The organism is Pseudomonas sp. BE134 (genome assembly GCF_031456105.1).
GTDB lineage: Bacteria > Pseudomonadota > Gammaproteobacteria > Pseudomonadales > Pseudomonadaceae > Aquipseudomonas.
In genome coordinates, this window is record NZ_JAVDUA010000011.1 from 151,793 (window position 1) to 173,305 (window position 21,513).

The 21,513-nt window shown below is 58.3% G+C and carries 15 protein-coding genes; 11 read left to right on the forward strand and 4 right to left on the reverse strand.

The window, feature by feature from the left end; translation table 11 throughout:
* The 6 genes from J2Y56_RS11815 (at position 1) to J2Y56_RS11840 (ending at position 5,688) form a co-directional block, all read left to right on the forward strand.
* Positions 1-990: an acyl-CoA dehydrogenase family protein gene (locus tag J2Y56_RS11815; RefSeq protein WP_310350317.1), complete on the forward strand. Its 990-nt coding sequence runs from the start codon at positions 1-3 to the stop codon at positions 988-990.
* Positions 987-1,745, forward strand: a complete 759-nt coding sequence (locus tag J2Y56_RS11820) for a PIG-L family deacetylase (RefSeq protein WP_310350290.1) — start codon at positions 987-989, stop codon at positions 1,743-1,745. Before J2Y56_RS11815 ends, J2Y56_RS11820 begins: the two co-directional genes overlap by 4 nt.
* Positions 1,742-2,341, forward strand: a complete 600-nt coding sequence (locus tag J2Y56_RS11825; RefSeq protein WP_150778519.1) for an SAM-dependent methyltransferase — start codon at positions 1,742-1,744, stop codon at positions 2,339-2,341. The genes J2Y56_RS11820 and J2Y56_RS11825 overlap by 4 nt, the downstream gene beginning before the upstream one ends.
* Before the next feature lie 175 nt (positions 2,342-2,516).
* Positions 2,517-3,275: a PIG-L family deacetylase gene (locus J2Y56_RS11830; RefSeq protein WP_310334426.1), complete on the forward strand. Its 759-nt coding sequence runs from the start codon at positions 2,517-2,519 to the stop codon at positions 3,273-3,275.
* Positions 3,276-3,535: 260 nt separating this feature from the next.
* Positions 3,536-4,297, forward strand: a complete 762-nt coding sequence (locus J2Y56_RS11835) for an endonuclease/exonuclease/phosphatase family protein (RefSeq protein ID WP_405046853.1) — start codon at positions 3,536-3,538, stop codon at positions 4,295-4,297.
* Positions 4,298-4,614: 317 nt separating this feature from the next.
* Positions 4,615-5,688: an autotransporter outer membrane beta-barrel domain-containing protein gene (locus J2Y56_RS11840; RefSeq protein WP_007948466.1), complete on the forward strand. Its 1,074-nt coding sequence runs from the start codon at positions 4,615-4,617 to the stop codon at positions 5,686-5,688.
* A gap of 141 nt (positions 5,689-5,829) precedes the next feature.
* Here J2Y56_RS11840 and glgB read toward each other — a convergent pair whose 3' ends face one another.
* From glgB to J2Y56_RS11855, 3 genes are all read right to left on the reverse strand, one after another.
* Positions 5,830-8,061, reverse strand: a complete 2,232-nt coding sequence (gene glgB, locus J2Y56_RS11845; protein ID WP_310350294.1) for a 1,4-alpha-glucan branching protein GlgB — start codon at positions 8,059-8,061, stop codon at positions 5,830-5,832.
* Between the two features lie 2 nt (positions 8,062-8,063).
* Positions 8,064-11,405, reverse strand: a complete 3,342-nt coding sequence (treS, locus tag J2Y56_RS11850) for a maltose alpha-D-glucosyltransferase (protein WP_007948464.1) — start codon at positions 11,403-11,405, stop codon at positions 8,064-8,066.
* Between the two features lie 131 nt (positions 11,406-11,536).
* Positions 11,537-13,531 (reverse strand): alpha-1,4-glucan--maltose-1-phosphate maltosyltransferase, encoded by a 1,995-nt coding sequence (locus J2Y56_RS11855; protein ID WP_007948463.1) that lies wholly within the window; start codon positions 13,529-13,531, stop codon positions 11,537-11,539.
* Positions 13,532-13,727: 196 nt separating this feature from the next.
* Between J2Y56_RS11855 and J2Y56_RS11860 the strand changes: the two genes are divergently transcribed.
* Both J2Y56_RS11860 and J2Y56_RS11865 read left to right on the forward strand, forming a co-directional pair.
* Positions 13,728-13,892: a hypothetical protein gene (locus J2Y56_RS11860; RefSeq protein ID WP_310334421.1), complete on the forward strand. Its 165-nt coding sequence runs from the start codon at positions 13,728-13,730 to the stop codon at positions 13,890-13,892.
* Between the two features lie 619 nt (positions 13,893-14,511).
* Complete coding sequence (locus J2Y56_RS11865; RefSeq protein ID WP_310350300.1) at positions 14,512-17,007, forward strand: pentapeptide repeat-containing protein; 2,496 nt, start codon at positions 14,512-14,514, stop codon at positions 17,005-17,007.
* A 318-nt stretch (positions 17,008-17,325) separates the two neighbouring features.
* Here the strand turns inward: J2Y56_RS11865 and J2Y56_RS11870 are convergent, their stop codons facing one another.
* Positions 17,326-17,829: an MgtC/SapB family protein gene (locus J2Y56_RS11870; protein ID WP_310350303.1), complete on the reverse strand. Its 504-nt coding sequence runs from the start codon at positions 17,827-17,829 to the stop codon at positions 17,326-17,328.
* Positions 17,830-17,951: 122 nt separating this feature from the next.
* Between J2Y56_RS11870 and J2Y56_RS11875 the strand changes: the two genes are divergently transcribed.
* From J2Y56_RS11875 to mapR, 3 genes are all read left to right on the forward strand, one after another.
* The gene (locus J2Y56_RS11875; protein WP_007948713.1) at positions 17,952-18,185 is read left to right on the forward strand and encodes a DUF3203 family protein; all 234 of its coding nucleotides are present in this window, start codon (positions 17,952-17,954) and stop codon (positions 18,183-18,185) included.
* 195 nt (positions 18,186-18,380) lie between these two features.
* The gene (gene ccoG / locus J2Y56_RS11880; protein ID WP_310350307.1) at positions 18,381-19,811 is read left to right on the forward strand and encodes a cytochrome c oxidase accessory protein CcoG; all 1,431 of its coding nucleotides are present in this window, start codon (positions 18,381-18,383) and stop codon (positions 19,809-19,811) included.
* 132 nt (positions 19,812-19,943) lie between these two features.
* Positions 19,944-21,353 (forward strand): GntR family transcriptional regulator MpaR, encoded by a 1,410-nt coding sequence (gene mapR, locus J2Y56_RS11885; protein WP_310350310.1) that lies wholly within the window; start codon positions 19,944-19,946, stop codon positions 21,351-21,353.
* Positions 21,354-21,513: the final 160 nt, after the last annotated feature.

The window sequence follows — 21,513 nt, forward strand, 5'->3', positions numbered from 1 at the left end:
ATGGACCTTCAGGCGTTTCTCATTCACCAGCCAGCAGATTACCCAGACACCCAGGCGCTAGGGCGCTGCCTTCGAGCACTGGCGGAGGCCGGGCTGGATCAGCTTCCACAGCCGGGAAGTGGCCGAACACTGGAGCGCTTCCAGCGCCTGGCCGAGGTCGGCGGGCATGATTTGGGTCTGTGCAAATTGTACGAAGGCCACACCGATGCGCTGGCCATCATGGCGCAACTCGGCGGCTCACCCATGCTCGGTAGCACTTGGGGCATGTGGGCTGCCGAACCTGCGAATGCGCGGGTGCGGGTCACTCAGCAAGGGGCTCGGGTTACGCTGGACGGGCGCAAAGCCTGGTGTTCGGGCGCGGCGGTGTTGAGCCATGCGCTGCTCACCACGTGGGATGAACAGGATCGTCAGCAATTGGTTGCGGTGGTCCTGGATCAACCCGGTGTCAGGGTGACGAATCAAGGCTGGCAAGCGGTCGGCATGGGCGCCACTGGCAGCGTTGATGTCCTGTTCGACAGCGCTGAAGCTCAAGTCATTGGCCTTCCCGGCGATTACTTGCAACGACCGGGTTTCTGGCAAGGCGGAATCGGCATTGCCGCCTGCTGGTACGGCGCGGCTCGCAGCCTGGCCGAACGCCTGCGCAGTCACTGCGCGCAGCATGAAGAACCGCATGCCCTCGCCCACCTCGGCGCGGTCGACCGTGCGCTGCACGCTGCGGCGCAGGTGTTGCGTGCCAGCGCCGAGTCCATCGATGGTTCGCCGCAAGACAACGCCCAATTGCTCGCCCGTCGGGCCCGGGCGGTGGTTGAACAGGCCGCCGAACAGGTGATCCTGCACGTCGGCCACGCCCTCGGTGCCGGGCCTTATTGCAGGGATCGGCAGTTCGCTCGACTGATGGCCGACCTGCCGGTGTTCCTGCGCCAAAGCCATGCCGAACGGGATCTCGCCGCGCTCGGCAAACAGGTCATCAACGGGACATGGACATTATGAAAACCAACCCGATCGTGGGCCAGGGCACACCACTGCGCCTGTGGCAAACCTCCCGTCATCTGGCGCAACTGCCGCAGATCGATATCCTCAGTCTTGTGCCCGAAGGCGCGCGCGCGGTGATCATCGCCCCGCACCCGGATGACGAAGTGCTGGGCTGCGGTGGTTTCCTGCAATTGCTTGCAGCGGCAGGCCGGGCGTTGCAACTGATTTCAGTCACAGATGGCAGCGCCAGTCATCCCGGCTCAAAACGCTGGCCCGTGGAGCGTTTGAGCGCCGTGCGGCCACAAGAATCGGTGGAAGCCTTACGCCGGCTCGGTTTGCCGCTGCACCGTTTGAAATGGCTGCGCGGTGGTTTCAGTGATAGCAACGTCGCCGCGCGCGAAACCGAATTGTGCGCGCTCATCGAACATCACCTGCGCCCCACCGATGTGGTGTTTACAACGTGGCGCGAAGACGGTCATTGCGACCATGAAGCCGTGGGGCGAGCCAGCGCCGTTGCCGCGAAGCGCATCGGCGCGACTCTGCATGAACTGCCCGTGTGGACCTGGCATTGGGCAACACCGGAAGACACTATGGTGCCATGGCACCGGGCACGTAAAATCTGCCTGACCCCGCCGCTGATCGCACGCAAACGCCACGCGATCCACGCCTTCGCCAGCCAATTGGAAGGGGATCCGCAGATCGGCTTGCCACCCGTGCTGGCGCCCTATGTGCTGGACCGATTGCTGCAGCCGTTCGAGGTGATTTTTCTATGAGCGTCGAAGATCGCTACTTCGATGGGATGTTTGCCGGCACCGATGATCCGTGGGCGTTTCGTCAACGCTGGTACGAACAGCGAAAACGCGCAATCACCCTCGCCGCCCTGCCGCGCCCGCATTACAGGGCAATCTTTGAGCCCGGCTGCGCCAACGGTGAACTGAGCTTTGAACTGGCCAGCCGCTGCGACCGCCTGCTGTGTTGCGACACCGCCGCCGCAGCCGCTGCGTTGGCGCGCACCCGCCTCGGCCCCTTCGACCACGCCGAAATCCGTCACGCTCGCATGCCTGCCGATTGGCCGCAGGAAAAGTTCGATTTGATCGTGCTCAGCGAAATCGGCTATTACCTCGATGCCGATGACCTGAAACACCTGGTCCAACGGGCCGAACAATCACTCACCGCGGACGGCCAACTGCTGGCCTGCCACTGGCGCCCACCCATTGAAGGCTGTCCGTTGAACGCTCGGCAGGTGCACGACTTGCTCCACGAGCACTTGACGCTGGCGCGCCTGGCCCTTCACCAGGAAGCGGATTTCCTGCTGGAGGTCTGGAGTCGAGAACCTCGCTCTGTCGCGGCACTTGAGGGCCTGCGATGATTGGCATGCTGCACGCGGTGGTTTCAGCGTCTATTTACGGGATTTGGTACCAACTGGTTAAAAAAATGAAAGCGTCACGCGACGAATAGCGATACTTGAGCAATACTCTGTTCGCGACAATCCAAGGTACGGAGCGTTGGACTTTGCTATTAAACAAAACAAGGACGTAGGCCCGATGAAAACCGTCTCCCTCATCGAAAGCAGCCAGCCAGCCCAAATCTGGAACAGCGCGCTGCAACTGGACAACATCCCGGTCATCAACACCCAGTCCCTGATCCCCGCCGGCGCACGCGCCGTGGTGATCTCACCGCATCCCGGCGATGAAGTGGTCAGCTGTGGCGGCCTGCTGCAACTACTCTCCAGCCTCGGTCATCCGCTGCAATTGATCTCGGTCACCGATGGCAGTGCCAGCCAGCCAGGCTCACAACAATGGTCAGAGAAGCGTCTGAGCGTGTTTCGCGGCCAGGAAAGCGTCGAGGCCCTGCGTCGGCTTGGCTTGCCGATGCACAGCCTGAAATGGATTCGCGGTGGCTTCACTGACTTCGCCCTGGCCGAACATGAGACACAACTGACCCAATTCATCTCCCGTTACTTGCGCCCTGGTGATGTGGTGTTCAGCACCTGGCGCGAAGACGGCACGCCCGATCACGATACCGTCGGCCGTGCCAGCGCCCTGGCTGCGAGCAAGGTCGGTGCGGCGTTCCATGAAGTGCCTATCTGGGCCTGGCACTGGCCGGCTCGCGACCAGGGGCTGATGCCCTGGCACCGTGCACGCAAAGTGCGTCTCGACACCTGGACCGTCGCGCGCAAAAGCCACGCCACCCACGCTTACGCCAGCCAGCTCGACGGCGAACCGGCCCTCGGCATCGCCCCCCTGCTGCCCCGAGTGCTCCTGGATCGCATGCGATTGCCCTACGAAATAGTCTTCATCTGAGGGCATGGCTCTGTAGCAGCTGTCGAGCCTGCGAGGCCGCGTCCGGCCGCGCAGCGGTCGTAAAATCAGGCGACACGGTGTTTCAGGTAAACCGAGTGCACAGGGTTTACGACCGCTGCGCAGCCGGACGCAGCCTCGCAGGCTCGGCAGCTGCTACAAAATTGTGATGGCTGTGAACTGCACGCCGCAGCATCAGTCGCATGCATACGCAGTCCAGATTCAGAGGCGCACACGTGACCAACGATTCCGAGCAACAGGCCATGCTCGATCCGACCCCGAAGACACAGCGCCTGAAGGTGCTGACGGTCAACACTCACAAGGGTTTTACCGCCCTCAACCGGCGTTTCATCCTCCCGGAGCTGCGCGAGGCCGTGCGCAGTACGTCGGCGGATCTGGTGTTCCTCCAGGAAGTGGTGGGAGAACACGATCGGCATTCTTCCCGCTACTACAACTGGCCGCAGACCTCGCAATACGAATTTCTCGCCGACAGCATGTGGAGCGATTTCGCCTATGGGCGCAATGCGGTCTACCCCGATGGCCACCACGGCAATGCGCTGCTGTCGAAGTACCCGATCCGCGAGTTTCGTAACCTTGACGTGTCGATCACCGGCCCCGAACGCCGTGGGTTACTGCACTGCGTGCTGGAGGTGCCGGGGCACGCTGAAGTCCATGCGATTTGTGTGCACCTGAGCCTGCTCGAAAGTCATCGCCAGCTGCAGCTACAGTTGCTCTGCCAACTGCTCGAATCCCTGCCCGACGATGCCCCGGTGATCATCGCCGGCGATTTCAACGATTGGCAGTTGCAAGGCAACGCCGCCCTCGCCCGTCGCGATGACCTGCATGAAGCGTTCGAACGCCATAACGGGCGCCCGGCCAAAACCTATCCCGCCCGCTTTCCCTTGCTGCGCCTGGACCGGATCTACCTGCGCAACGCCAGCAGCCATGAACCGCGAATACTCAGTCATAAACCCTGGACGCACTTGTCGGATCATTTGCCGTTGGCAGTCGAAGTGCACCTCTAGCAGCTAAGTAAAAAAAGGATCTGGATAGCGGTTTTTTTGACGTATCGCCGAATAAACAAAGCCTTACGTCGCGTCGTAAATCAGTCACTTTCAACACCTGAAATACCCCTACCATCTATCGCACGTTTTCTTGACGCGCTGTCAGCGTTCCTCTTAGCTAAACTTTACTACCCCCGAAGTAACATCAGGGGACACCCCCAGACACCCGCCAAATACGGGCGCCCAAAGGCGTGCCCCTAATCCATTCGGTCGCCCCTCACTCGGGGTAGGAGAGACGCCACAGCGAGAGACTCCATGCGATTACAAGGTAGACCTCCATGAAAACGTCATTCACCCAACATGAGATAAAAGTCACTTTTTGCACTGTTACCGGCTCCATCTTGTTGTGCTCGACCCTGGAGACCCAGGCGGGGCCGACGGAAGAAGAAATCGCTCCATGGTATCGCCAGGATGTCCCGGCCTTCACCTTGCCACCCACGAGTATCACCGCCCCCTACCCCGGCCATTTTGGTGCTGCCTCCGATACAACCAGCTCACACCTGACCATTGAAGACGAAGCGCCTTCAGCCTGGGATCAGGTGTACGGTAAAGCGTCGCGACAAGCGCAGACCGATTATCTGTCACTGGGATCTTCGATCCCTGGCACTACAGAATTCAAAGGCCCGGCAATCCTCACCTTGCAGAGCGGTAGCGGGCATACCCAAAAGGTCGGGCTGATCGGCGGCACCATCCACTTACAAGACAATGGCAACGGCTTGCTGGCCCATCCAGCCTTGGCCGACCCCGATCAAGACACTCTCAACCTTCAAGGCCAGAGCCTCGGCGCTTACTGGAGCCTGACCGGCCCTCAAGGCTGGCATGTGGATTTGACCGCCAGCGGTGGCCGGGTCAATGGCTTCAGCCGTAACGACCAGGGCGCGCGGCAGGCCACTGAAGGCACGGCGATGACATTGTCGGTGGAAGGCGGTTTCCCGATTGGCCTGAGCGAGAACTGGGTGGTCGAACCCCAGGCGCAGTTGATCAATCAGCGCATTTCGCTGGATACGCCGTATGCCGGTTCTGGGAATGCATCATCGAGTGAGCTGACGTCCTGGAGCGGCCGAGTCGGCGCCCGATTGAAAGGCAGTTACGACATCAATGGCCTGGGCGTCGAACCCTACGTGCGAACCAACTTGTGGCACACCGTGAACACCGGCGGCACCGTGACCCTCGATCAGGTCGACAAGATCAGCAGCAGTCGTAAATCGTCGACGGTCGAAGTGGGTCTGGGGTTGGTGGCCAGAGTTACGCCCACCGTGAGTTTGTACGTCAGCGCGGATTACAGCAGTGATGTGGATGACAATGATTTGAATGGGTTGATTGGGAGTTTGGGGGTGCGGATGCGGTGGTGAGGATTTCAGTTCACTGAATGCGCTGTCTTGACTGGCCTCTTCGCGAGCAAGCCCGCTCCTACATTCGACCGCATTCTCATGTAAGAACTCGGTTAAATGTGGGAGCGGGCTTGCTCGCGAAGGCAGCGACACGGTTTCGGATCAGCCCTCCGGCCGCAAGATCAACACCGCCAGCGGTGGCAGGTTCAGCACCAGCGACAGCGCCTGCCCATGGCTCGGTGCCTCTTCGGTCAATGCCCCGCCACTGTTGCCATAGTTGGAACCGGCATACATGGCCGCATCGCTGTTGATCACCTCGGTCCAGCGCCCGGCAAATGGCACGCCGACGCGATACCCCTCACGCGGCACCGGGGTGAAGTTGGCCACGACCAGGACCGGCCGCCCCTCCTTGCTCCAGCGCAGCCACGCGTAAACGCTGTTGATCGCATCGTCGCCGATCAGCCACTGGAAGCCTTGCGGGGCATCGTCCTGTTCGTGCAGCGCCGGTTCTTCGCGGTACAGCCGATTGAGGTCACCGACCAGTTTTTGCACCCCTTTGTGCTCGGAGTATTGCAGCAAGTACCAGTCCAGTTGCTGATCGTGGTTCCATTCGCGCCACTGACCGAATTCGCAGCCCATGAACAACAGCTTCTTGCCCGGGTGCGTCCACATAAAACTCAGGTAAGCGCGCAAATTGGCAAACTTCTGCCAGCGGTCGCCGGGCATCTTGTCGATCAGCGAATGCTTGCCGTGCACCACTTCATCGTGGGAAATCGGCAGGATGAAACGCTCGGACCAGGCGTACACCAGGCCAAAACTCAGTTCGTTGTGGTGATGGGCGCGGTACACCGGATCCTGCTGGATGTAATGCAGCGAATCGTGCATCCAGCCCATGTTCCATTTGTAGGCAAAACCCAATCCGCCCTGTTGCGTGCTCTGGCTGACTCCCGGCCATGCCGTGGACTCTTCGGCGATGACCAGCGCACCGGGCGCCTCCAGCGCGACCACGTCGTTGAGGTGGCGCAAAAAGTCGATGGCTTCGAGGTTTTCCCGACCGCCATGACGGTTTGGCACCCATTCGCCGGCCTTGCGCGAATAATCGCGATAGAGCATCGACGCCACGGCATCGACGCGCAGGCCATCGACATGGAAATGCTTGAGCCAGTGCAGCCCCGACGCCAGCATGTAACCGTGCACTTCGGTGCGGCCCAGGTTGTAGATCAGCGTGTCCCAGTCCTGATGAAAACCTTCCAGCGGGTTGCCATATTCGTACAGCGCCGTGCCGTCGAATTGCGCCAGTCCGTGGGTATCGGTCGGAAAATGCGCCGGCACCCAATCGAGAATCACACCGATTTCCGCCTGGTGGCAGGCGTTGACGAAGGCGGCAAAATCATCCGGTGAACCGTAACGGGCGCTCGGGGCAAATTGCGACAGCAGCTGATAACCCCACGAGCCACCGAACGGGTGTTCCATGATCGGCATCAGTTCGATGTGGGTGAAACCCAAATCCTTCACATAGGGAATCAGCCGTTCACCCAACTCGTGCCAGGTGTACTGGCGGGCGACTTCGCCAAGATCGTCCAGCTCACATTGCCACGAGCCGGCGTGCAATTCGTAGATCGACAGCGGCGCGGTGGCTCGCTGACGTTCGCCACGGGATTGCATCCACGCCTGATCCTGCCAGTCGATGGTCAGCGGTGAGGCGACTTTGGAGGCAGTGTCCGGAGGCAAGGTGGTGGCCAGCGCCATCGGGTCAGCCTTGAGCGGCAAAATACCGTGGGTACCGAGGATTTCGTATTTATACGCCTCACCCGCTTGCATGCGCGGGATGAACAGTTCCCAGACCCCGGTCGGATGGCGCAAACGCATCGGATGGCGGCGACCGTCCCAATTGTTGAAATCACCGACTACCGATACGCGCTTGGCGTTGGGCGCCCACACGGCGAAACGCACGCCGTCCACACCCTCGACCGTTTTCAGCTGCGCACCGAGGCAACTGCTGAGGTCGCGGTGATTGCCTTCGGCGAACAGGTACAAGTCCATTTCGCCGAGCAGCGGGCCAAAGCTGTAGGGGTCTTCGCTGATTTGTTCGCCGCCGGCCCACCGGGTGCGCAGCAGATAGGGCTGGGCCCGATCGAAGTGCCCGACAAACAGCCCCGGTGTCTGGGTGACTTCCAGATTGCCGAGTTCTTCCCCGGAGTCCTTGGCCAACACCTGTACGCTCAACGCGTCAGGCAAATAAGCTCGAATGAATTGCCCGTCGGCGCCATCGCCATGGGGCCCCAGAATTGCAAAAGGGTCGTGATGTTCGGCGCGCACCAACGCGTCGATATCCCGCGCTCTGGGCAGCAGCGCCTCTTTAGCGTGACCCTGTTCCTTGTTCGAGAAACTCATGACTACTCTCCACCAAGATCGGAAAAGGGTTTAAGCCCACTCAATAATCCATACAAGCCGTGCAGGGGCACCGGCAGCCAAGTGGGTCGATTTTCGGCCTCATACGCCACTTCATAGGCCGCCTTCTCCAGACCGAACAACGCTAGCGCGGCATCCTCGCCTTCCGGATCTTGCCACGCATGAGCAAGACTAGCTGCCGCTAGCCGATAAGCGTCAACAAATGCCTGTTTTGCTTCAATAAGGTAGCGCTCGGCAACCCGTTCGCGGGCAGCCTGGGCCTCGGCCGTGTTGTCGACGTTATGCACATTGATCGTCATCGCGGCGGCGTAATCGAAAGAACGCAACACCCCGCTGACGTCCTTGTACGGGCTGTGCTTGCCCCGTCGTTCGTGCAAAGGCCGCGCCGGCTCGCCCTCGAAATCGATCAGGTAGGCATCGCCCTTGATCACCAACACCTGGCCCAGGTGCAAGTCGCCGTGGACACGGATGCGCAAACCTCCCGCCGCTTTCTTGCCGAGTTCCTGCACATGACTGAGGATGGTTTTTTTCTGGTCCAGCAGACGACTGACCAAAGCGTTATCCGCAGGGCTCAGTTGGTTTTGGTGCTGCTTGAGCAACTTCAGTGCGTGCTCCAGCTGCGCCGCCACGTCCTTGGCCGAGGCCTGTGCCTCTTTCTGCGTGGTGACCTGCGGGGCGAAGTCCGGGTCTTTGCTCGGAGCGGCCAGCACTTGATGCATTTCCCCCAGACGCTGGCCCAGCATGCCGGCAAAATCCTTCAACTCACCGAGTGCGTTGTAGTGCTGTTCCTGTTCGGACATGGCATCGGCCATCTCGTCTCGCAGCGCGCGTTCGAGGTTGTTCTGGGTCCATTCCCAGGCATCGCCCTGATTGCTCAAATAGCCTTGAGCGATCATCAACAAGGTGTCTTCGCCGTGCTCATCGCGGCGCACCACCGAGCCCAATAGCGGGGAAATATTGCGGAAGCCGGCATTAGTCAGGCAGGCACTCATTTCCAGTTCCGGGTGTACGCCCGAGGCGAGTTTGCGGATCAGTTTGAGCACCAGGCTGTTGCCGATCACCACCGAACTGTTGGATTGCTCGGCGGACAGGTAACGCACAGGCGACTCTTGCGTCAGCCCTAGTTTTGCCAGTTCTGCCGTGGGCTCAAAACGGATTTCACCTGCGCTCGACGGCAACACGGTGTTGTTCTGCATGCCTTGCAATACGGCATGGATAAAGGGTTCGAGGCTGAAGGCATCGGTGATCAAACCTACCTGACGTCCACGGCGCACCCGCGACAAGGCCAATTGCTGAGGCAACGCTGCGCCGACCTGATCTTCGGGAATAAAGCCGAATGGCAGCTGATAGCGGTGGGTCTGGCCTGCGCTGGTGACTTCAATCTCGCTCAACAGCACTGGGTGCAGCGGATCGCCGAAACGCACGCCGTAGGCCAGGTTGACCTGTTCGATGGCCGCGTCCTTGCCGGCGAACCAGCGGCGATTCTGCAACCAGCTCGGCAGAATGCCCTGCTCCAGCGTGCCACGGGACGGCGTTTCGAGCAGTTCTTCCATGCGTTGTTTCAACACCAGCGTGGTGAAGTCCGGCAGGCTTTGCGCCGGTTCCACGTGCCAGGCTGGCATCTGGTTTTCCGCTGCGAGTCCGAACCAATAGAAGCCGTAAGGCGCCAGGGTCAGGAGGAAATTCAACTGGCCAATCGGTGGGAAAGCGTTACCACCGAGCATCTCCACCGGCACCATGCCGACGTACGCCGACAGGTCGAGTTCCGCCGCTTGTGCGCTGCGCGAGACGTTGGCCACGCACAGGATGATTTCGTGCTTGCCATCGGCCCCGGTGAATTCACGGGTGTAAGCCAGAATTCGCCGGTTGCTCGGCGAGAGCATTTTCAGTGTGCCGCGCCCGAACGCCTTGGACTGTTTGCGCACGGCCAGCATGCGCCGGGTCCAGTTGAGCAGCGAATGCGGATCACCCGCCTGGGTCTCGACGTTGACCGACAGGTAACCGTATTGCGGGTCCATGATCGGTGGCAGCACCAGGCTGGCCGGGTCGGCGCGCGAGAACCCGCCGTTACGGTCAATCGACCACTGCATCGGCGTGCGCACGCCATCTCGGTCACCGAGGTAGATGTTGTCGCCCATGCCGATTTCATCGCCGTAATACAGGGTCGGCGTGCCAGGCATCGACAGCAGCAAACTGTTGAGCAGCTCCACCCGACGCCGATCACGCTCTACCAGGGGCGCCAGTCGGCGGCGAATGCCCAGGTTGATCCGCGCTCGACGGTCCGCCGCGTAGTAATTCCACAGGTAGTCGCGTTCCTTGTCGGTGACCATTTCCAGGGTCAGTTCATCGTGATTGCGCAGGAAAATCGCCCACTGACAATTGGCCGGGATCTCCGGGGTCTGGCGCAGGATGTCGGTGATCGGGAAGCGATCCTCCTGGGCCAACGCCATGTACATGCGCGGCATCAACGGAAAGTGAAAAGCCATGTGGCACTCGTCGCCGTTCAAGCCCTTTTTGTCGGTGTCACCAAAGTACAGTTGCGTGTCTTCCGGCCATTGATTGGCTTCGGCCAACAGCATGCGGTCGGGGTAATTGGCGTCGATCTCGGCGCGGATCTGCTTGAGGACGTCATGGGTCTCGGGAAGGTTTTCGTTGTTGGTACCGTCCCGTTCGATCAGGTACGGGATGGCGTCCAGCCGCAAACCGTCGATGCCCATGTCGAGCCAGTAGCGCATCACCGAGAGCACGGCTTTCATGACCTGTGGGTTATCGAAGTTCAGGTCCGGCTGGTGGGAGTAGAAACGGTGCCAGAAGTACTGGCCGGCCACCGGGTCCCAGGTCCAGTTGGATTTTTCGGTGTCGAGAAAGATGATGCGCGTACCGTCGTACTTTTGATCGTCATCGGACCAGACGTAGAAGTCCCGCGCCGCCGAACCGGGTTTGGCCTTGCGCGCGCGCTGGAACCAGGCGTGTTGGTCCGAAGTGTGATTGATGACCAGTTCGGTGATCACCCGCAGGCCACGCTTGTGCGCCTCGGCAATGAAGCGCTTGGCGTCGGCCATCGTGCCGTAGTCGGCGTGCACGCCACGGTACTCGGCGATGTCGTAACCGTCGTCACGGCGTGGCGAGGGATAGAACGGCAACAGCCAGATGGTATTGACGCCGAGGTCGGCGATGTAGTCGAGCTTGGCGATCAAGCCGGGAAAGTCGCCGATCCCGTCATTGTTGGAGTCGAAAAACGATTTGACGTGAACCTGATAGATCACCGCGTCCTTGTACCAGAGCGGGTCCTTGATGAAGGTGGCTGCCTTGGGTTTCTTCGCCATTTGAAACTCCTGTTGATGATCGTTCCCACTCTCTGCGTGGGAATGCCTCTACGGACGCTCCGCGTTCGGCTCTGGAGGGGACGCGGAGCGTCCCGGGCTGCATTCCCACGCAGAGCGTGGGGACGATCGTGTTAAACAGTAATCCGCCAGATCCCGAACGGTTGATACGCCGGATCAATGCGCATGAACTGATACTTGCCATACCAGGTCCAGCGGTGGCCGTTCATCAAGTCTTCGCCCTGGGTGCTGGCGTCGTCGGGCAAGCCCATTTCCCATAACGGCAATTCGAAATTGGCTTCCTGGACGTTATGCGGATCGAGGCTGACAGCCACCAGAATGAAGTTGCTGCCGTCCGCGCTGCGTTTGCCGAAGTACAGAATGTTGTCGTTCCACGCGTTGTAGACCTTCAAGCCCAAGTGCGTGTGCAGGGCCGGGTTCTGCCGGCGGATGCGGTTGAGCTGGGCGATCTCGGCAATGATGTTGCCCGGCGCGTTGAAGTCCCGTGGGCGGATTTCGTACTTCTCGGAGTCGAGGTATTCCTCTTTGCCCGGGATCGGCGCCGATTCACACAGTTCAAAGCCCGAGTACATACCCCACAGCCCAGAGCCCATGGTCGCCAGCGCCGCGCGAATCAAAAAGCCCGCGCGCCCGGACTCATGCAGGAAGGCCGGATTGATGTCCGGGGTGTTGACGAAGAAGTTCGGCCGGTAGCATTCGCGCCACGGCGACTCATTGAGCTCGGTGAAATACGTCGCCAGCTCATGCTTGGTGTTGCGCCAGGTGAAATAGGTGTAGCTCTGCGAATATCCGACCTTGCCCAGCCGCGCCATCATCGCCGGGGTGGTAAAGGCTTCGGCGAGGAAGATCACCTCCGGGTACAGCGCTCGCACATCGGCAATCAGCCACTGCCAGAACGGCAGGGGTTTGGTGTGCGGGTTGTCGACGCGAAAGATCTTCACGCCCTCTTCGACCCAACCGACCACGATGTCGCGCAACTCGACCCACAGGCTCGGAATGGCCTCGGTCGCATAGAAGTCGACGTTGACGATGTCCTGGTATTTTTTCGGCGGGTTCTCGGCGTATTTGATCGTGCCGTCCGGCCGCCAGTTGAACCAGCCCGGGTGCTGTCGCAGCCAGGGATGGTCCTGGGAACACTGAATGGCAAAGTCGAGGGCGATTTCAATCCCGTAGTCCGCCGCCGTCGCGACCAGCCGGCGAAAATCTTCGCGGGTGCCAAGCTGCGAGTGAATCGCCTCATGCCCGCCCTCTTCGCTGCCAATCGCATAGGGGCTGCCGGGATCGTCGGGGCCGGCAGTCAGGGAATTGTTCGGGCCTTTGCGGAAACTGCGGCCGATGGGGTGGATCGGCGGAAAATACAGGACGTCGAACCCCATGTCCTGAATCATCGGCAACCGCGCGTGCACATCATTGAAGGTGCCGTGACGGGCCGGATCATCGGTGATCGAGCGCGGAAACAGTTCATACCAACTGGCGAACTGCGCCAGCTCCCGCTCGACATCCAACGGGTATTCCGGGCTCAGGCTCACAAAAGCGTGGTGATCGACCTGCGCCATCAGCTCGGCGCTACGTTGGTGCAGAAACAGGGCCACCTGCTCGTTTTCGAGCAGGCCGGACAACTCATGGTGCAGCGCCGTCAGTTGTTCACTCAACGCCCCTTCGCTGCGCTCGGCCGCCTGCTGGACCTGAGTGCGTCCTTCCTGCAATTCCAGACTGACGGGGACACGCGCGGCGTGCTTCTTCTCCAGCTCGTAACAGAAGCTGGCGAACTGATCGATCCAGGCTTCGATGCAGAACAGATAGCGGCCCTGACTTTCTACACGGAACTGGCCTTGCCAACCGTTATTGCCCAGGTCCGCCATGACTTCGCTTTGCCAGACGCCGTCACCTTCGGACCGCCAGCGCACCCGCACAGCCAGCTTGTCATGGCCGTCGGCAAACACTTTGCTGGTCACCACCACGTCCTGACCTACGACGGATTTGACGGCGAACTGTCCGCCATCAAGGGTCGGCTGGGTGTTTTCAATTGCGATTCGCGGTAGCAGTAACGCCTGCGACAGCGGCATGTGAGGGTTGTAATTGAGCTCTGTCGGTTTTGCGGCAGTCATCGAGCATCTCTCCTTTACGCCCCATGGACGCTCTTGTACCGGGTGTTCCCTGGATAGATTCACTTAGGTTGGGAGCCACCGGGCGGGCTAAAAGTTCAGAGGGAATTGCTCAAGCGGTCGCGGGGAATCAATTCCCGCATCAGTAGGTCAATTCACTTAAGCACGACTTACGCCATGTGCCACTGGAGGCTTGATAATGAGTATTCCAATCCCTGCCGAAACGCCTGATCCAAACATCGACAGCCCGGTCATTCCACCGACCGAGCCGCAACCCGTGCCCGAGCAAGACCCGCCGGGCACCCAACCACCACCCCGGGAAGAACCGCCGAGCACGATGCCGCCGGTGATTGTGAAGCTGTAGTGTTGGCAGCGCCTTATTTGTCTCCCACGCCTAGCGTGGGAGCACCAAAGCGAACAATGGAAGAAGCAAAAGATAGCGCTGGTTCTCTTCTGTTTCGTGATAGTCCTTTGGATAAACATAAACCAACCATTCGTCGGAAACCCTGACGTATGACCAGATAACAGCGCCCCAAAAAAACCAAAACGTGCAATCCCGAACACAAAAAACCAAACCTTTAACGTCACTTACCTAAAAGTAATTTATTTACAAGATGGAGTTAAATTCATCAAGGCACGAATAATCATGACCTGCCGCGAGAAAACCCTGTATCCATTACCTCAGTCGAGAAAATTTTAAATCATTCAAAGATCGCAAAGTAAGACAACCTTATCACCGTTTTTTTATCGTGTGATTTTAAGCGCTGCATCAGCCTACCAACCAAGCAGGGTGATTAATTCTATCTGCGCCCCGTGCCAGGAACCTTTTCAGGACAAACCTAACGTCATCTGCTGAAGTTAACGACGGAGATTTTCATATCATTCGCGCATGCCCTGCAGAGAAATTTGCGCGTTTTTTGAAAGCCCAGCCCCCTCAATACTCTTTATTTTAATAGCCCTGCCAATAAATTGACAAACACAGCATGCCTAAAGTTTACGTCCACCAAACAATTAACAGCCAGATAAAACACGAATCGAAAGAATCGCTAACTCGACTAAGTCAGAATCTGCAAAACCTGCAGAACAAAGGCGACATACTCAAATTGAAGGGCCACGACTTAACAACCACACCCGAAGGATTAAAACACTTGGTCAACCAGAGTCGCTACCGAACAGAGGAGCAAGGGGCAAGTCATTATTTCGGCGGCACCAGAGAAAAAATTTCAATTGGCGACGCACTATACCTTGTAAAAGAAGCGTTGAAACCTCAACAAAATCAATCCAGCCTCAAACAAGGCATTTCCGCTCTACCTGCCACTCCTCCAGCAGCCCCGCAAATTCGCCTGGCCCCAATCAGTTTCGATGAAAAAATCTCCGAGCTATTTTTAGCTCATACGGAAAAAAAACCAACGCCTGAACAAATATGCGTACTTAATGATCTGTGCACCGGGCTATCCATCCTGAAAATTCGTGGCATTTCAGCACTTATTCCTTCCGCGGCCCATGCTCTCAACGAATCAACTAAAATTTCAGATTACTCACTATGTGAAAATCTGGGATGCTCCGAATCATTCACAGAACTTCCATGGCAACTCGATAACGAGCTTGTCAAACTGCTAATATCAACACTCCCTGAATGCTCTCCACCTGAAGGACGAGCTGCAGTCGAAGTTCTCAATACAATCCCAGCCACGACCAAAGCCATAATGCTTCGCTCATGTACTTTCTGTATGGCAGACTTGACACCAGCAAATTTAAAAAACGCAAACCTTGACAATATAAACTTAAGCCACTCCAACATTGAACACCACGAAAATCCACCCCAGCATCATTTGCAATGCAGCGGCAGCACATGGAAGAATTCAACGCTATTGAACACAAGCATCAACGACAGTGACTTTTCCGGAGCAAAGCTAATAGACATCGAACTATGTTCAATTGACTCTCAGCGTGTAAATTATACCGACGCCAAGTTAACTGGAGCAAACCTAGACAGGGTCAACTTCTCAGGCAGCGATTTTTCACGAGCCGACCTGAGTAGCATTCGTATTAACCACGTAAATTTTTCCAACACCGATCTGACTGGCACAACAATTTCATTGGCTCCAGATTTTTTGGATGAGGTGGTCAGGGAGATTGACCATCACATCAATCACCTTGGCCACTACAATGAAGGCCTGCTTTTATCAATCAATAGCATTAATCCAAGGCACGAAGAACAAAGAAACGCCTTAATGAGATCAGTGATTGAAAGGCTGCTCCCTCTGGAGGGTGATTTACCTGTCGGAAGCAGGAACTCACTGGCGGATGTATTACTGAAAGAGCCCTCCTATACCAAGGACCCGGTCATCGCCCGGTTTATTCAAACTCAATTGCTGCCGCATTGGATGGAAAGCAAAAACCAAGAGCTCCTTCGTCCGGACGAAGTAGATCTGGCCACAGTGTTTAACCTGCTCAACGCCAGTGCGCCGGATGCTGATTGGTCAGAGCACCGATACCAGGTAGCCGTCAATCAATTGCTCTTATCCGCGAACCTGGCGTCGAATCGGGCAAACCTGCATCAATCCGCCGAGCAACTACGCACCACCTATCTGAACACACCATCGATCAAGGAGGCGGCCTCGGCATGTGACGCAATAGAAGAAAACTTGTCCAAAGTGACCTATATCTTTACTTCCGGTAATGGTGAGCAAGTGTTGGCCCTTGAGCCCGAGCTATTCGAAAAGATCGTGTTCACTCACCACAAGGTCATCCCTTGGAATAGCGCTTACCTCTTCACGCGCAACGCTGAGACCGAGTCGTTTGAACCCGCCGATTTCGGTAACCTGAAGGAAGTCTATGCCATACAACCGTTCCTGAACGCGCGCTATGCGGCAGTTACACGGGGTGAAATCGGGAAAAATCTGGTCAGTCGCGTACTGGGCAACTCCCCCCATTCAGCCACGTTCCTGGAAGCATTTGAACGTAACACTGTCAAGAACAAGCTAGTGACTCCCCAACAACAGGATGAGCTCTACGATGCCTTTGCTGCCCATTGGCAGGTAGCCCAAGGCGATGTACATAATCCACAACACGAGTCCAGGCACTTGCGACCTGAGCACCAGGAGCAACTGTGCCAAGCCGTCGTCGGTCTCGGACTTCAAGATACCGGCCCCAATCGCGCCGCCCTGATGCTGTGCCTGTCGAGTATGTTTACACGCTACAGCTCCAGCGCTTTGTTCGGTACCGAGACTGAGTCCCCTCCCGCCGTGCGACTCTACGCGTCTGCGCTGCTGAACGAAGCCCGAACACTGGATCCTTCACTGATCGATGATGCCACAGCGAACGATTGGCAATCCCGACTCTTGGGTATCGGTAGAGCGTTCTCCTGCACGGAGATACTGAGTAGCATGATGAACACTTACATAAAAAGACAGGCTCGGACAAACAGCGAGCTTGAAGAAATGTCACTGGAACTCTATCCGGCTGCGTGGCGCTGACAGACAAGCCTTTAGTAAACACCCTGTTTTCTACAAATTTCGCTCAATGAGTCGCGAATCTCGCGACTCTCGCGCCCTGCACCGCTGCGCGGCGGTGCTGCCATCGCCGTACATTTGGAACTGCTTGCACGGAGCAGCCAAAGAGGGAGTAGCAGTGTTAGTTTCATCCCACAACACCGAACAAATTGTGTACAACTGTGATCGTTTTTATATGTTTAACAACCATAATTTCAAACAGTTTACTCACGGCGATAAGTATATCGATTACTTGGGTGCAGAAAATCTGGATGACGCTTTTATCCGTGCATCTGGCAACTTCTAATTGTCCAGTTTGTCCTTCTCGAAAACCCGCACGATTCTGGGCATCACACTGAAAATAGCCAACGCCAGCAGCGTACTGACCACGGCCGTCGCCTCCCGCCCCAGCCCGGCCGACACGCCAATGGCGGCGGTCATCCATAACCCGGCGGCGGTGGTCAGGCCTTTGACGTGGGCCTCATCGCCGTCGGCATTTTTCAGAATAGTCCCCGCGCCGAGGAAACCGATCCCGGCGATGACGCCCTGCACCACCCGGCTCATGGCGTCGGCTTGAGCACCGGACATCTGCGGCACCAGCACGAACAGTGCCGCCCCCAACGCCACCAGCATGTGGGTGCGGACCCCGGCGGCTTTGCCCTTTTGCTCGCGCTCGAAACCGAGGATGCCACCCAGCACCGCCGCCATCAGCAGGCGCACGGTAATGCGCGTCAATTGGGAAGCATCACCGATGTCGGCGAACTCCGATTGCAGCGTCACCCAGACCTCATACCACCAGGCGTTCATGCTGTTGTCCTTATGCGTGTTGTTAAAGGATGGACCGCGCCGACCATTAATCGGTTGCACCGAACGATGGCCGTCGATTGCGCCCTAAGGTTTACGTACTCGCCAAAAAAAAGGACCTCATCATGACTGTGCGCATCGAAAACGAGACCTGCTTTTTCATCACCGAAAACGGCGAAGAAATTCGCCTGTGCCCCGACGTCACCATCTTCACCGACGCCGAAAAAGCCATGTCGGCGGTAGAACTCGATGGCCAGCGTATCTACATCACTGAAGCAGAAGCGGATGCATTGACCGTAGCAGGCGCGGTGGACGGTCGCCGGCATTTGAAGGCGACGGACAGTGGTTCGGTCATTTGACTGACACTGCTCAATCACACCTGCGCAGGCGTGCCACAGGCGTTTGCGTACTGTCAGAGCAGGTGCTTCAAGTTGTCGCAGGCGGCGGATCAACGTTCATCTGATCCGCTTTTTATTGCAATACCTGAGTCTGTTATGCAAACAGATCGACGCTCATAGTGCGCTGGCCTGATGGAGGCTGATGAGCGACAGACCATGAGCGATAGAATCCCCGTCCGATTAGTTGAAAGCACCCCAGCGGTACAGACTTTTGAGCCTTCGCGTCCAAAGATGAAGGCCAAGTCCAGCGACAACCTGATCCACACCCGCAGCTTCACCGGCCTGTTCCGCACCTTGCGTTTGAGCGGAGCGGGATTTCTGTTTTTGCTGTTCTTCGGCACGGTGTGGCTGAATTGGGGCGACCGCCAGGCGGTGCTCTGGGACCTTTCCGAAAGTAAATTCCACATCTTCGGCGCGACCTTCTGGCCGCAGGACTTCATCCTGCTGTCGGCGCTGTTGATCATCGCCGCGTTCGGCCTGTTTGCGATCACCGTGTTCGCAGGCAGAGTCTGGTGCGGTTACACCTGCCCGCAGAGTTCCTGGACATGGATCTTCATGTGGTGCGAGAAGATCACCGAAGGCGAGCGCAACCAGCGAATCAAGCTCCAAGCCGCGCCCTGGGGCTTGAATAAATGGCTGCGACGCTCGGCCAAACACACGTTATGGCTGGCGATCAGCCTGTTGACCGGCCTGACCTTCGTCGGCTATTTCACCCCGATCCGGCCACTGGCCGAAGAGCTGCTGACCTGGCAAATGGGCGGCGTCAGTCTGTTCTGGGTGCTGTTCTTTACCGGCGCCACGTACATCAACGCCGGCTGGCTGCGCGAGGCGGTGTGCATGCACATGTGCCCCTATGCACGTTTCCAGAGCGTGATGCTCGACAAAGACACCCTGACCATTTCCTACGACGCGGCCCGTGGCGAAAACCGTGGCGCGCGCAAACGCGAAGTAAAGCCGGCGGAAGTCGGCCTGGGTGATTGCATCGACTGTCAGCTGTGCGTGCAGGTCTGCCCGACCGGCATCGACATCCGCGACGGCTTGCAAATGGAGTGCATCGGCTGCGCCGCGTGCATCGACGCCTGTGATTCGATCATGGACAAAATGGGCTATGCCCGTGGGCTGATCAGCTACACCTCGGAGCATCAATTGCAGGGTGGCAAGACGCACCTGCTGCGGCCACGGCTGATCGGTTACACCGCTGTGTTGCTGCTGATGATCGGTGCCCTCGCCCTCGCACTGGTAGAGCGCCCCATGGTGTCGCTGGACGTGAGCAAGGACCGTGGCCTCTTCCGGGAGAACAGTCTGGGCCAGATCGAAAACATCTACAGCCTCAAGGTCATCAACAAAACCCAGCTGCGCCAGGACTATCGTTTGAGCCTGGTGGAGGGCGACGGCTTCCAGTTGCAAGGCAAGACACAGCTGAGCCTGGCCCCCGGTGAGATTGTCGATGTGCCGCTGTCGGTGGCGATGACCACGGAACGGCCGAGCAGCAGCTCGCAGACCATCACGTTCAGGATTGTCGACAGCGATGAGCCTGAGATTTACAGCGAGGCCAAGAGCCGGTTTGTTGCGCCGATGAATCGCTGATCCCTTAGACTGCAGTGGCGCCATTCGCGAGCAGGCTCGCTCCCAAAAGGACACCGCAATACCTGTGGGAGCGAGCCTGCTCGCGAAGAAGTCACCTCGATTTTTCTGACTGAAATCAAATCCAGGCACTCGATGAAACGCTACGAAAAATTCGCCGACGACATCGCTGAACTGATCCGCTCCGGCGTCCTCGGGCCCGGCCAGCGCGTGCCATCGGTGCGCTACGCCAGTCAGACCTATGGCGTGAGCCCGTCCACGGTGTTTCAGGCCTACTACCTGCTCGAACGCCGCGGCCTGATCCGCGCCCGGCCGCGCTCCGGCTACTTCGTCAACGTGCATGCGCCGAGCCCGTTTTCGGAGCCGGTGATCAGCAGCCAGGTCAATGAATCCACTGAAGTCGACGTTAGCGAACTGGTGTTTTCGGTGCTCGACTCGATCAAGGACCCGAACACCGTCCCGTTCGGCTCGGCTTTCCCCAGCCCGATCCTGTTCCCGTTGCAGCGCCTGTCGCGCTCGCTGGCCAGCGCGACCCGGGACATGGACCCGCGCATGGTCGTCACCGACCTGTCGCCGGGCAATCCGCAGTTGCGTCGGCAAATCGCCCTGCGCTACATGGTCGGTGGGCTGATGCTGTCGATGGAGGAGCTGTTGATCACCAACGGCGCCTTGGAGGCCTTGAACCTGTGCCTGCAAGCGGTCACGCAACCCGGGGATCTGGTGGCCATTGAAGCGCCCGCGTTTTACGCCTGCCTGCAAATTCTGGAACGGCTGAAACTCAAGGCCGTGGAAATCCCGGTGCACCCTCGGGATGGCATTGACCTGGGAGTGCTGGCCCAGACGCTGGAGCGTCACCCGATCAACGTCGTTTGGTGCATGACCAGTTTCCAGAACCCGATGGGTGCAACCATGCCCGAGGCAAAGAAGCAGGCACTGGTGGAATTGCTGCGCCACCATCAAGTGCCGCTGATCGAAGACGACGTCTACGCCGAGCTGTATTACGGTCAACAGGCGCCGAAACCGGCCAAAGCGTTTGATACCGAAGGGTTGGTGATGCACTGCGGTTCGTTCGCCAAGAGCCTGGCCCCTGGTTATCGCATCGGCTGGGTCGCTGCCGGACGTTACGCGCAGAAGATCGAACGCCTGAAACTCATGACCTCACTCTGCGCCTCGATGCCGGCGCAAGCGGCCATCGCCGATTACCTGCAACACGGCGGTTACGACCGCCACCTGCGCAAACTGCGTTACGCCCTCGAAGAACAACAAAGCGCCATGCTCGCGGCCATCGCCCGCTATTTCCCGGCACAGACCCGCGTCAGCCAACCGGCCGGCGGCTACTTTTTGTGGCTGGAACTGCCCGCGCAGATGGATTCGCTGAAGCTGTTCCAGATGGCGTTGGCCCAAGGTATCAGCATCGCGCCGGGGCCGATCTTTTCGCCGACCCAGCGGTTTCGCAACTGTATTCGGTTGAATTACGGCAGCCCGTGGACCGAAGATTCGGAGAAGGCGATGGAGACGTTGGGGCGGATTGTGCGGTCGTTCTGAGGGTTTGATGTTGTCTGGTCTATTCGCGAGCAGGCTCGCTCCCACAGGTTTTGTGACCACTGAAGATCCACTGTGGGAGATTCTATGTTGCAGGGGAACCCTGCAGCCGTAAATTCGGCTGGTATTCGCTCTGGTTTTTCATGAGGGCGAATGCCACCCG